This is a genomic window from Shewanella sp. BJSY2023SW001 (assembly GCF_047314685.1).
Taxonomy (GTDB): Bacteria; Pseudomonadota; Gammaproteobacteria; order Enterobacterales; family Shewanellaceae; genus Shewanella; species Shewanella indica.
The window spans coordinates 1-11945 of sequence record NZ_JBKORF010000039.1; the positions used below are offsets into that span (position 1 = coordinate 1).

15 protein-coding genes are annotated in these 11945 nt (G+C 52.0%); 2 read left to right on the forward strand and 13 right to left on the reverse strand.

Translation table 11 applies throughout. The features are described 5' to 3' along the window. A partial coding sequence (locus tag ACMHXH_RS09250) for an IS4 family transposase (protein WP_039036203.1) occupies window positions 1–1026 on the forward strand: 1026 nt, incomplete at its 5' end. A 44-nt stretch (window positions 1027–1070) separates the two neighbouring features. On the opposite strand, the gene rplI is transcribed toward ACMHXH_RS09250, so the two are convergent. From rplI to rpsF, 4 genes are read right to left on the reverse strand one after another with little or no spacing between them, the layout of a single operon-like run. After that, window positions 1071–1523: a 50S ribosomal protein L9 gene (gene rplI / locus ACMHXH_RS09255; RefSeq protein WP_025009345.1), complete on the reverse strand. Its 453-nt coding sequence runs from the start codon at window positions 1521–1523 to the stop codon at window positions 1071–1073. A gap of 30 nt (window positions 1524–1553) precedes the next feature. Then, window positions 1554–1781 carry a 30S ribosomal protein S18 gene (gene rpsR, locus ACMHXH_RS09260; RefSeq protein WP_025009344.1) on the reverse strand — a complete coding sequence of 76 codons (228 nt, stop codon included), beginning with the start codon at window positions 1779–1781 and terminating at the stop codon, window positions 1554–1556. 11 nt (window positions 1782–1792) lie between these two features. Continuing rightward, a complete protein-coding gene (priB, locus tag ACMHXH_RS09265) occupies window positions 1793–2098 on the reverse strand; it encodes a primosomal replication protein N (RefSeq protein WP_071476837.1) in 306 nt (101 codons plus the stop codon). 8 nt (window positions 2099–2106) lie between these two features. Continuing rightward, window positions 2107–2508 (reverse strand): 30S ribosomal protein S6, encoded by a 402-nt coding sequence (gene rpsF, locus ACMHXH_RS09270; RefSeq protein WP_025009342.1) that lies wholly within the window; start codon window positions 2506–2508, stop codon window positions 2107–2109. 205 nt (window positions 2509–2713) lie between these two features. Here rpsF and ACMHXH_RS09275 point away from each other — a divergent pair, with 205 nt between their 5' ends. Further along, the gene (locus tag ACMHXH_RS09275; protein WP_039034472.1) at window positions 2714–3457 is read left to right on the forward strand and encodes a YdiY family protein; all 744 of its coding nucleotides are present in this window, start codon (window positions 2714–2716) and stop codon (window positions 3455–3457) included. A gap of 26 nt (window positions 3458–3483) precedes the next feature. On the opposite strand, the gene ACMHXH_RS09280 is transcribed toward ACMHXH_RS09275, so the two are convergent. From ACMHXH_RS09280 to zapE, 9 genes are all read right to left on the reverse strand, one after another. Beyond that, window positions 3484–4050 carry a hypothetical protein gene (locus ACMHXH_RS09280; RefSeq protein WP_335912481.1) on the reverse strand — a complete coding sequence of 189 codons (567 nt, stop codon included), beginning with the start codon at window positions 4048–4050 and terminating at the stop codon, window positions 3484–3486. 9 nt (window positions 4051–4059) lie between these two features. After that, entirely contained in the window at window positions 4060–4797 is a 738-nt protein-coding gene (gene rlmB / locus ACMHXH_RS09285; protein ID WP_215773485.1) for a 23S rRNA (guanosine(2251)-2'-O)-methyltransferase RlmB, read from the reverse strand. Continuing rightward, entirely contained in the window at window positions 4798–7212 is a 2415-nt protein-coding gene (gene rnr, locus ACMHXH_RS09290; RefSeq protein ID WP_039034470.1) for a ribonuclease R, read from the reverse strand. It lies immediately after the preceding gene. A gap of 45 nt (window positions 7213–7257) precedes the next feature. Further along, window positions 7258–7878: a tetratricopeptide repeat protein gene (locus ACMHXH_RS09295; protein ID WP_071476839.1), complete on the reverse strand. Its 621-nt coding sequence runs from the start codon at window positions 7876–7878 to the stop codon at window positions 7258–7260. Window positions 7879–7991: 113 nt separating this feature from the next. After that, window positions 7992–9287: an adenylosuccinate synthase gene (locus ACMHXH_RS09300; RefSeq protein WP_039034468.1), complete on the reverse strand. Its 1296-nt coding sequence runs from the start codon at window positions 9285–9287 to the stop codon at window positions 7992–7994. Window positions 9288–9352: 65 nt separating this feature from the next. Then, window positions 9353–9541: a DUF2065 domain-containing protein gene (locus ACMHXH_RS09305; RefSeq protein WP_039034467.1), complete on the reverse strand. Its 189-nt coding sequence runs from the start codon at window positions 9539–9541 to the stop codon at window positions 9353–9355. A 112-nt stretch (window positions 9542–9653) separates the two neighbouring features. Further along, window positions 9654–10046 carry a 30S ribosomal protein S9 gene (gene rpsI / locus ACMHXH_RS09310; protein ID WP_025009335.1) on the reverse strand — a complete coding sequence of 131 codons (393 nt, stop codon included), beginning with the start codon at window positions 10044–10046 and terminating at the stop codon, window positions 9654–9656. Window positions 10047–10060: 14 nt separating this feature from the next. Next, window positions 10061–10489 (reverse strand): 50S ribosomal protein L13, encoded by a 429-nt coding sequence (rplM, locus tag ACMHXH_RS09315; RefSeq protein WP_025009334.1) that lies wholly within the window; start codon window positions 10487–10489, stop codon window positions 10061–10063. Between the two features lie 298 nt (window positions 10490–10787). Continuing rightward, window positions 10788–11882, reverse strand: coding sequence for a cell division protein ZapE (gene zapE / locus ACMHXH_RS09320; protein WP_101095635.1), 1095 nt, complete (start codon window positions 11880–11882; stop codon window positions 10788–10790). Window positions 11883–11945 lie beyond the last annotated feature (63 nt).

Sequence of the window (11945 nt, forward strand, 5' to 3'; positions counted from 1 at the left end):
GTTGTTCAGGATGTGTTTAAGCGAAGTGCCAAGACCTGGCATGAGAGAGCTGAGCATCCGCATTGGTGTGGGCTCAACCTCTATGGGGTCGATGGTGTCGTGTGGCGAACACCTGATAGTGAGCAAAACAATCAGGCTTTTGCCAAAACTGCCAACGCTTCTGGTGATGCTGCCTATCCTCAAATTCGCATGGTTTGCATGATGGAGTTAAGCAGTCACTTGGTATTGAACAGCGCCTTTGATTCTGTTGCTGTCAGTGAAATGAATTTAGCCGCCGAACTGATATCAAGCATCCCCAATAACAGCCTGACGCTGTTTGACAGAGGCTTTTATTCGTTAGGGCTTTTGCACGCCTGGCAACAGGCTCAACCTAACAGTCACTGGCTGCTGCCGTTGAAGAAAGGGACGCAATATGAAGTGGTACGCTCTTTAGGAAAACACGACCAACTGGTGCGGTTAACCACCACGCCTCAAGCTAGAAAGAAGTGGCCTATGCTGCCTGAGAATATTGAAGCTCGCTTACTGACGAAAACGATAAAAGGTAAGTCGGTTTCCATTTTGACCTCATTAACGGACCCCTTGCGTTATCCGGGGGCAGAAATAGCGGATTTATATGCTCATCGATGGGAGATAGAAGTGGGCTATCGGGAGATGAAGCAGCATCTTCTGGAGAGTCGCTTTACGTTACGCAGTCAATTGCCAGAGCTGGTTACCCAGGAATTATGGGGGGTACTGTTGGCCTATAACCTCATTAGATACAAGATGGTGTTGATGGCTAAAAGCTTACCGTCGTTACATCCGAACCAATTAAGCTTTAGAGATGCATCGAGTTATATCATTTTTAAATTGACTCAGCTGTCATCTCAAACGCCAGGGAATGTCCCGAGAGATGTCTTGGACATAGTGCGTAATGCGAGGCAGTTCAAGCTTGATGGGAAACGGGATAGAGCCTATCCACGTGCGTTAAAAATGAGTAAAAACAAGTATCCCATTAAGCCTAAGAAAAATGCCGTTCACACTAAGTGAACGGCATTAGCCCGAAGGCGGTGTTTTTCTAGTAAAAGCCGGGATTAAGCTTCAGCAACAACAGTTACTTTAACTACAGCTTTTACTTCAGTGTGCAGCTGAACTTCAACTTCGAAGTCGCCAGTAGTGCGCAGAGCGCCCAGTGGCAGACGTACTTCGGCTTTGGCCAGTTCAACGCCGGCAGCAGTTACTGCATCAGCGATGTCACGGGTACCGATAGAACCGAACAGCTTGCCTTCGTCACCGGCTTTAGAAGCGATAACAACCGCTTCCAGAGCAGAGATCTGCTCTGCACGAGCAGTGGCAGCGGCCAGGTCGGCAGCCAGTTTGGCTTCCAGCTCAGCACGACGAGCTTCGAAAACTTTTACGTTCTCAGCGTTGGCAACAACAGCTTTGCCTTTTGGCAGCAGGTAGTTACGAGCGTAACCGGCCTTAACTGATACCTGGTCACCCAGGTTGCCCAGGTTTGCGATTTTATCAAGCAGAATAACGTTCATTATCAATTCCTCTAGCTAGAACAGTGCCGATTACTGATGCAGATCAGTGTATGGCAGCAGTGACAGATAACGAGCACGCTTGATAGCGCGAGCCAGTTGACGCTGATACTTGGCAGAAGTACCAGTGATACGGCTTGGAACAATCTTACCGCTTTCTGTGATGTAGTTTTTCAGAGTAGCGATATCTTTGTAATCGATCTCCGTAACACCTTCAGCAGTGAAACGGCAGAACTTACGACGACGGAAATAACGTGCCATTTGACAGTCTCCTAATTTTTCAATTCGACATTTTCGGCGTGTAACACCAGTCGGCTTTGGCCATTGCGACTCTGTTGTAGAGCCAGAAAACCACTGACTTGGATATCCACACCCGCTTTCAGCTTGTCTGCTACGCTCTTGAAGCGTTCACCACTCAATATCACTTGAACTTGGCAGTAGACGTTTCTGGGCAAATCGGCCTCGAAACGCTGCGACCTGTGTTCCAGTTGAAGTACCGTGTGAGGTATTCCAGCCGGGCTATCAAAGTGTCTGGACCGAATGACGGTACCGGACAACACCAAGTGATTGGTGGTCACAGAAAAACTTACTCAGCGCTTGCTTCAGCGTTTTCTTGGGTTTCTTCAGCAGCTTTTTCGCTAACGGCGCTGCGACGTGAATCGCGCTCGTCTTTAGCTTTGGCCATTGGAGATGCTTCAGTGATGGCAGCTTTAGTGCGCATCACCAGGCTACGCAGAACGGCGTCGTTGAAACGGAAAGCAGTTTCCAGCTCTTCAACAGACTCTGCAGTAGTCTCAACGTTCATCAGAACATAGTGAGCCTTGTGCAGATCCTGGATTGGGTAAGCCAGTTGGCGACGACCCCAGTCTTCCAAACGATGGATTTGACCGCCAGCTTCGGTGATAACACCTGTGTAGCGCTCAATCATACCTGGTACTTGTTCACTCTGATCAGGGTGAACCATAAATACGATTTCGTAATGACGCATTTAGTGCTCCTTACGGTTATCTAGCCTCGTGGTTGGCTCAGTCAGACCAAATGGAGGCAAGGAACGAAAATTAATGTGACTGAATTAGGCGCGAAATAGTACATAAAGGCCGCGGTAAACTCAAGCAATAACTTTGCCTCGGCCCCATCAGCAGGTATTATGTGACGCTAAATTTATGGCAGTGACAGCAAAAGACACAAGAATAATGACAAGATCCTCTGTATTGGCGTTATTGTTTGCGCTACCGACTTCGGCGTGGGCCTTGGTGCCTCCGGATTATCGCGAGCCTCCGAGCGACTTCACCGCAGAAATTGAGGCCGGCTTTCAGCTCAACACTGGTAACACAGACTCAAGCAGTTTCAATGGTCGCACCAAGTTGGTTTACGACACGGAAAACGCCAAACAGGAAGGAACCCTCAAGGCCTATTTCGCCTCTGACTCTGAAAAAACCACTGCCGAGAAGTACAATCTGCAACTGCAGTCCAACTACAAACTCAACGGCGGCTATATCTTCGGCCGCGGCGAATTTATCTGGGACAAGTTCGGTTCTTACACAGAGATTTATACCGCGTCCAGTGGTTATGGTTTCGATGCCATCAGTACCCGTCGTACCAAGTTGAGCTTCGAAGTCGGCCCGGGTTACCGATACAACATGCCCAAGGAAACCGATGCCGCTCCGGACCCTGTGGCCGAAAAGGATGTGATCCTGCGAACCGCGGCTAAGTTCGAGCAGAAAATCCACGAATACACTAGTTTCACTGCCGACCTGACCGCCGAGGTGGGCGAAAACAACAACACCCTGGCGCTGGACATGGGCTATAAAAATACCCTGTTTCAGGACTGGGCCTTCAAAATAGGCTTTAACGTCAAATATACAGAAGTGGTGCCGGAAGGCAGTAGACAGACAGATACCATCACCACCTTCAACCTGCTCTATACCTTTCAGTAACTCCCTCGCTTGAAGAGCTCTTTCAACTAAAGAGCTCCAAGAAAACACTCCAGGATTAACGCTGAACGCTTGTCACCGCGCTCAAGCGCCTGCAGATAGCGATAGATGGCGGTTTCATGCCGCTCCAATAGACGAAAGGCAGCGCCGTACTCAGAGTTGATCTCGGCATCATCCGCCCACTTGGCATATTTTTGCTGGTAAGGTTCAACCCAGAGGCTTAGCGCCGCAAGCAGCTCATGCCAGGGAAGCTTAAGCCAACTGTCCACTTCTTTCTGCGCTTGCATGCGCACTTGCTCCAACAATGCCTCGTCCAGACTAGTCAGTTCAGGCAGCAGTTTCAGCAAAGCCTTGGCAGTATATTGCTCCACCTTGAACAGTAGAGAAAACACGGCTTGGCTTTCAGTTAAGTGGATTTCTGTTAACTGACTTGCTGTTAACTGGCTCTCAGTTGCCTGAAAATGATAATCCCGGCCGAGGTGCTCGAAGAACGTCATACCATAGATTTCACCCAGATAGCCTTGTTGCAGTTGTATAGGATACGGACCGGTACGGCTATAAAGCTCACCGCCCGTATTCCAAAGAGAGCTAGTCATGCTCGGCAGTTAGAGGCGCTGACGAACGGCTTCGAACAGACAGATGCCGGTCGCCACCGACACGTTCAGACTGGAAACACTGCCCGCCATAGGAATAGAGATCAGGGTGTCGCAGCTTTCACGGCTCAGGCGTCTCAGTCCCTTGCCTTCGGCGCCCATAGCAATGGCCAGAGCTCCCTTGAGGTCTGCCTGAAACAGGGTGCTGTCGGCCTCGCCTGCAGTGCCGGCAATCCACACACCCCGTTCCTGCAAACGCTTCATGGTACGCGCCAGGTTGGTCACTTGAAACAGCGGCACTGTCTCGGCCGCGCCGCAAGCCACCTTGCTGACGGTCGGCGTCAGTCCCACGGAGTTGTCTTTAGGCACTATGACGCCGTGAACCCCAGCCGCATCGGCATTTCGCAGACAGGCCCCCAGATTGTGGGGATCTGTGACGCCATCCAGGATCAGCAAAAATGGCGAGTCTGTCTTGTCCAGCAGGGCATCCAGATCGTTTTCGGTCAAGACCTTGGCCGGACGTACCCGGATGATGATCCCTTGATGCTGAGAGCTTTCGGCCTTGTCATCCAGTGTTTTGCGGGATGCCTGCTGGGGGCGAATGCCCCACTGAGCCGCCATCTCCAACAAGGGCTTGATCCTGTCATCCTGACGACCACTGAGCAGCCACATTTCCAATACCCGCTCCGGAGCGTGTTTCAGCAAAGACTCGACCGCGTGAATGCCGAACACCAGTTCCTGTTTTTTCATTTACTTCTTTCTCTTGACTCGTTTGGCTGCCTTGGGCTTTTTCGCCCCGGCGTTGCCGGCAGCCTTGGTTGATTTGCTCTTGGCGGATGCGCCTGTGGACTTAGACTTGGCGCTCCCTTTACCTGCCGGTTTCTGTGCCTTGGCCGAGCGGCGGGCTCCTTCAATATTGACCCTTTCCCGAGCGGTCAGCGGCTTACTCTTGCTGCGGCCTTTGCGGCGCTGGCTGCGGCCCTCTTCGTCCACCATCAGCAAGTCTATCTGTCTGTCGTCCAGATTGACCGAGGCGACTTTAACTGTCACAGGATCGCCAATCTGGTAGATCTGCCCTGAGTGCTCACCTATCAGGCGCTGGCGCATGGGATCATACTGGAAGTAGTCGCTGCCCAGGGTAGAGATATGCACCAAGCCGTCGATAAACAGCGCATTGAGGCGCACAAACAGCCCGAAGCTGGTGACGGAAGCCACCACCGCATCGAAGGTGTCACCCACATGGTCCTGCATAAACTCACACTTGAGCCAGTCGGAGACGTCACGGGTGGCTTCATCGGCGCGGCGCTCAGTGTTGGAACACTCTTCGCCAAGCTGATCCAGCTCATCGAGCTGATAGTGATAGCCACCGTCCGGGGTCCACTTGTCGCTCGCTTCGCCACGCTCTTTGGCGAGCAGGTAACGGATCACCCTGTGCAACACCAAGTCAGGATAACGGCGAATCGGCGAAGTAAAGTGAGCATACTCCTCCAGCGCCAGACCAAAGTGGCCTTCATTGTCCGGTGTGTAAGTCGCCTGGCGCATGGAGCGCAGCAACATCACCTGAATAAGTTCGGCATCGGCGCGACCCTGTACTTTTTCCATCAGCGCCTGGTAGTCACTGGGTTCGGGTTCGAGACCGCCGCCCATGGAGAGCCCCCGCTCAGCCAGAAACTCCTTGAACTGAGTCAGCTTCTGCTCGGATGGCGCTTCATGCACCCGATAAAGGACTTCACCCTTGTGCTTTTTAACAAACTTGGCCGCCGCCACGTTGGCGAGGATCATACACTCTTCAATGATCTTGTGCGCCTGATTACGGGCTCTGGGCACTATCTTGTCTATCTTGCGCTGCTCATTGAAGATGAACTGGGTTTCCAGCGTCTCAAAGGCGATGGCGCCACGGTTGGCCCGCTGGCTATCGAGCGCCAGATACAATTCCTGCAACACCTTGAGATGCGGCAGTAAAGGCTTATGCTCTTCCAGGCCTTCTTCGCCTTCCAGCATGGCCGCCACCTGGGTATAGGTGAAGCGGGCGTGGGAATGCATCACCGCCGGATAGAACTTGTAGCCGGATAACTTACCCGCCGCCGATACTGTCATCTCGGCCACCATACAGAGGCGGTCGACTCCCGGATTCAGGGAGCACAGGCCGTTGGAGAGCTTTTCCGGCAACATGGGGATCACCTGTGACGGGAAGTACACAGAGTTGCCTCGGGCACGGGCTTCTTGATCCAGTGCCGATTGAGTACGTACATAATAGCTGACATCGGCAATGGCCACCCACAGGCGCCAACCGCCGCCGCGCTTGCACTCGGCATAGACGGCATCGTCAAAGTCGCGGGCATCTTCACCGTCTATGGTGACCAAGGGCAGTTGTCGCAGGTCAACCCGACCTAACTTATCTTGTTCCTGCACTTCATCGGGGATCTTGTTCAGTTTCTTCTCGATGGCGGCAGACCAGGTATGGGGCAGATCATAGTTGCGTAGGGCAATCTCTATCTCCATTCCCGGAGCCATCTCTTTACCCAGCACCTCGACCACCTTACCGGCGGCTTTGACATAGCGCCCCGGCCTGCGAGTAAGCTCTACCACCACCACATCACCCTGACGGGCACCGTTGCGATCGGCGTTGTCTATCAATATTTCCTGGGTAATACGCTTATCATTGGCGATAACAAAGGCCATGCCGCAATCGACATGGAAACGCCCCACCAAGGCGGCGGTTCGCTCGGCGACCAGGCGCACTATGCGGGCTTCGCGGCGTCCCTTGCGATCAACCCCGGCCTTCTGCGCCAACACCTTGTCGCCATGGAAGTACCTGAGCATATCGCCATGGTTGATAAACAGGTCATCGCCGCCTTCGTCGGGACGGAAGAAGCCATAGCCATCTCTGTGGCCCAGCACTGTGCCCTGGATCAAGTCCATCCGCTCCGGCAGGCCGTAACACTGGCCGCGGGTAAATACCAGCTGACCATCGCGCTCCATGGCACGCAGCCGACGCCGCAGCGCCTCGAGTTGTTCTTCGTCGGAGATGTTGAGGGCCGTGGCGATCCGCTCACGATTCAGGGGAGAGGTCTGCGAGCGCAGATATTCCAATATAAATTCCCGGCTGGGAATGGGGTTGTCGTACTTATCTTGTTCTCGCTCAAAATGAGGATCTTTTATCATTCAATTTCCAATTTCTTCGTTGTCGCATCCAATGCGACAAGCTAATTAACGGCTTTGCAGATGTTCATTTTTGGCCTTCTCCACCTGACTGGCGGGCATTTTAGCCGCTAACAGCTGCAATAATCTTTTGGCGTCTTGCTGGGTCTGTTCATCGCTGAACACCTGGTTGTAGAGCCAGTGATACCCCAAGACATAATCCCTTGGGCTGCCATACCCCTTGGCAAACAGCTCGACCAGCATCATCCTGGCCGGCAAGTCACCGTTGGCGGCAGCGGGTAACAGGTACTGCACCGAACGTTCTTTGTCCTGCAGTACAAACTTGCCATCTTTATAATACTCGGCAATGCGCACCATGGCTTCGGCACTGCCCTGCTCGGCGGCATCCCTGAGCAGCGATATTCCTCTGGGTGGATTGGCCTTGACGCAGATGCCGAAATTAAGCATCTCACCCCAGAGGTACTGGTACAACGGCTGCTTGAGCACTTCGGCGCGTGCCTCAATATCCTGCACCAGCTGACAGTCATCGGCTTTGACCCGGGTCAGGTATTGCTTGCTGCGAATAAGCTCCAGCAGTTCTTCCTGGCTGTAGATATCCACGGCCTTGGTTTCTTCGGCCAACACATTGGCACTGGTTACTAACAAGAGTAATAGGGCTATACGCAACATAAGCTGTCCTGATGACAAATAGACTGTCTTTTCATCGGCAGTATAACCCAATTCTTAAGGGCAAACAGTGTAAGCCCCATAAACGAAAAAGGCCGCTTAGGCGGCCTTTTTACTTAACTGAATGGATTCACCAGAATCATGGTCTCATTCCGGTCTGGCCCGGTTGAGATGATATCGACAGGTGTTTCCAGCAGTTCTTCAATCCGCTTGATATAATTGATTGCTGCCTGTGGCAGTTGCTCCAGTGAAGTGGCACCAAAGGTGTTTTCACTCCAGCCTGGCATGGTTTCATACACAGGAGTAACGTGCTCATAGCCTTCTGCTGCCAGCGGAGTCACATTGGACACAGTACCGTCTGGATGCTGATAGCCTACGCAGAGCTTCACTTCTTTCAAGCCGTCCAAAACGTCGAGCTTGGTCAGGCAGAAACCACTGATGCTGTTGATCTGAACCGCGCGGCGCATAGCCACTATGTCCAACCAACCCGGACGACGCTTACGACCGGTTGTCGCACCAAATTCCTGGCCCTTGGTTCCCAAGTGATCGCCGATTTCACATTCCAGTTCAGTCGGGAATGGGCCGGCACCCACACGGGTGGTATAAGCCTTGATGATGCCGCAGACATAGTCCAGATGACGAGGGCCGAATCCAGAACCAGTTGCCACACCACCCGCGGTAGTGTTGGAAGAGGTTACAAATGGATAAGTACCGTGGTCGATATCCAGCAATGTGCCCTGAGCGCCTTCAAACAGTATGTTGTCGCCATTCTTGCGGGCTTGATCCAGCAATTCGGTGACATCCACACACAGACCTTTCAAATAGTCTGCCAGAGCCAACGCTTCATCCAGAGTCTGCTGGTAATCAACGGCTTCGCACTTATAGTACTCTGTCAGCATAAAGTTGTGATAGGCCATCACTTCTTTCAGCTTCTCGGCAAACAGCTGCGGATTGAAGAGATCCCCTACGCGCAGACCGCGACGGGAAATTTTATCTTCATAAGCCGGGCCTATGCCGCGTCCTGTAGTACCGATAGCCTTATTGCCACGCGCTTTTTCGCGAGCGATATCCAGCGCACAGTGGAAAGGAAGGATCAGAGGACAAGCTTCGGAGATAAGTAGGCGTTCCTCTACCGGAATACCTTTATCTTTCAGCATGCCGATCTCTTTCATCAGAGCATCGGGCGCCAAAACCACGCCGTTGCCGATAATGCACTTGACGTTATCGCGCAGAATACCTGAGGGGATCAGATGAAGAACGGTTTTTTCACCATCGATAACCAGAGTATGACCAGCGTTGTGGCCACCTTGGTAACGGACTACGAATTTTGCCTGTTCGGTCAGAAGGTCGACAATCTTACCTTTTCCCTCGTCACCCCATTGAGTGCCGAGAACAACTACATTTTTGCCCATTGTTTGCTGCAAGGTTGCGGTTAAAGCAGGATTCTAACAGATATTGGCATGGAAGGGGCAAGTATTTATGAAAAAATAATCAATATGACGATTCCTGCAACAACCAGGACGCCGCCCAGGCGTTGCATGATGGCGGTCGGTTGGGAAGCCACTTCCAGCAGATAACGACGCCAGCGGTTGGGGAACAATAAGGGCCCAAGGCCTTCAAGTATCAATACCAAACCCAAGGCTATCAACAACAATTGCCAACTCATGATTTTCTCCCTTTATGCCACAAGTGCCCAAAGTATACAGGGCTGTCAGAGATAAATCTCAACCATAAAAAAACCCAGCATACGCTGGGTTTTTGGTATCTCGAAAGCGATATTAACGCTTGGAGAACTGTGGCTTACGACGTGCTTTACGCAGACCCACTTTCTTACGTTCAACCTTACGAGCATCGCGGGTTACATAACCAGCAGAACGTAAAGTAGGACGCAGAGCTTCGTCCAGCTCCATCAGAGCACGGGTGATACCGTGACGGATAGCGCCAGCTTGGCCAGTGATACCACCGCCCTTAACAGTTACATAGATGTCCAGTTTTTCAGTCATTTCAACCAGCTCAAGCGGTTGACGAACAACCATACGAGCGGTTTCACGACCAAAGTAAACATCCAGAGGACGTTGGTTAACAACGATGTTGCCACTACCTGCTTTAGCGAATACGCGAGCAGTTGAAGTTTTGCGACGGCCAGTGCCGTAGTACTGAGTTGCAGCCATTTGCTTAATCCCGTTTAGATATCAAGAACTTGAGGTTGTTGTGCAGCGTGGTTGTGCTCTGCGCCAGCGTAAACTTTCAGCTTACGGAACATGGCACGACCCAGGGGGCCTTTTGGCAACATACCCTTGACTGCTTTCTCGATGATCATTTCTGGCTTGTGAGCTTGCAGCTTCTCGAAGCTGATTTGCTTGATGCCACCTGGGAAGCCTGAGTGCGAGTAGTACGTCTTGCCTGCAGCCTTGTTACCGGTCACAGTTACTTTCTCGGCGTTGATCACGATGATGTAATCACCGGTATCTACGTGAGGAGTGTACTCAGCCTTGTGCTTGCCACGCAGACGCAGAGCGATTTCAGTGGCGATACGACCCAGGGTCTTACCTTCGGCATCAACAACGTACCAGTCACGAGCTACAGTTTCTGGCTTAGCAGTAAAAGTCTTCATTATTACAAAAACCCAAAGTTAAATTCTGTCACATGCTACCTGCGGATGCAGATAACACAAAAATGCCTTTCTCTGCCCCTTCGAGCAAAGAAACTGGCTTTTAAATCCGCCCAATCGGCGGAGTAACGTGGGCAGGTGGCGGATTATAGTCAAAGCTGAACTAAAAATCACCTGCTTTTTAATATCTCGCCTTAAAAGACGATCTTTTTCAAGCTGTTAGCACTTTGCCGCCATCCAAGGCTTATTGAGTATGGCTATTTGATTGAATTTCCCGCATCTAAGCGGATTTTCCCTTTAGCTATGGCAGATGTTCCAGCGCCAGATAATCCCGGGACTGCATCTCAATCAGGCGGGAGCGGCAACGGCGAAATTCAAAACTCAGTTGCCCATCAGTGTAAATCTGCTCGAGCGGCACCTCGGCTGAGATGATAAGTTTCACATGCCGCTCGTAGAACTCATCCACCAGCGCCAGGAACCGGCGGGCGATATCATCCCCTGTCTGCTGGGCGCCCATCTGTTCCAGGCCGCTGAGCAGCACAGTGTGAAACAGTTGCGCCAGTTCCATATAGTCCCGCTGACTGCGCGGTCCATCGCACAGGGCTCTAAAGTCAGCCAGCAAAACACCTTGGGCTTGTTTGCGGATCACTATGCTGCGTCCATCGATTTCCAGCGGCGTTTCAGAGACTTCCGACTCGGGCGCCAGTTGGGTGAAATAACGTTGCAGGTTGGATTCGGCCGTTTCATCGAGTGGATGATGGTAGATCTCAGCCTGCTCCAGAGTTCGCAGTCTGTAGTCGATTCCTGAATCGACATTCAGCACCTGGCAGTTGGCCTTGATCTCGGCGATAGCCGGTAAAAATCTGGCCCGCTGCAAACCGTTTTTATAAAGATCATCCGGTACTATGTTGGAGGTGGCCACCAAGACCACGCCCTCCTTGAACAGGGCTTCGAACAGAGTGCCCAGTAACATGGCATCCGTGATGTCCGAAACAAAGAACTCATCGAAACAGATCACTCTATATTTCGCTGCCATCTGTTTGGCTATCACCAATAGAGGATCCCTGGTTCCCTTGAGCGCGTCCAGCTCCTGATGAATTCTGTGCATAAAGCGATGAAAATGCGCCCTTAGTTTCTGCTCACCCGGCAGGGCATCAAAAAAGGTGTCCATGAGGTAGGTCTTGCCGCGCCCAACACCGCCCCAGAGGTAAAGCCCCTGAACCTTGCTGTTTTTTTCCCGGCTGAACCAATTGCGCCATCCGGACTTTTGCGGCCTTTGCAGCTCATCATAAACACGCTGCAATGCCTTTACCGCTTGCTCCTGCGCCGGGTCATGGCTGAAATCTTCACGGGTGAGATCTTGTTGGTAATGCTGCCAAGGGGTTAACTGCGACACTTGAATTCTTCTCTTTTAACCTTATTTGATGGGTACTAGGGAAGATGCGAACAAGTCCCACAA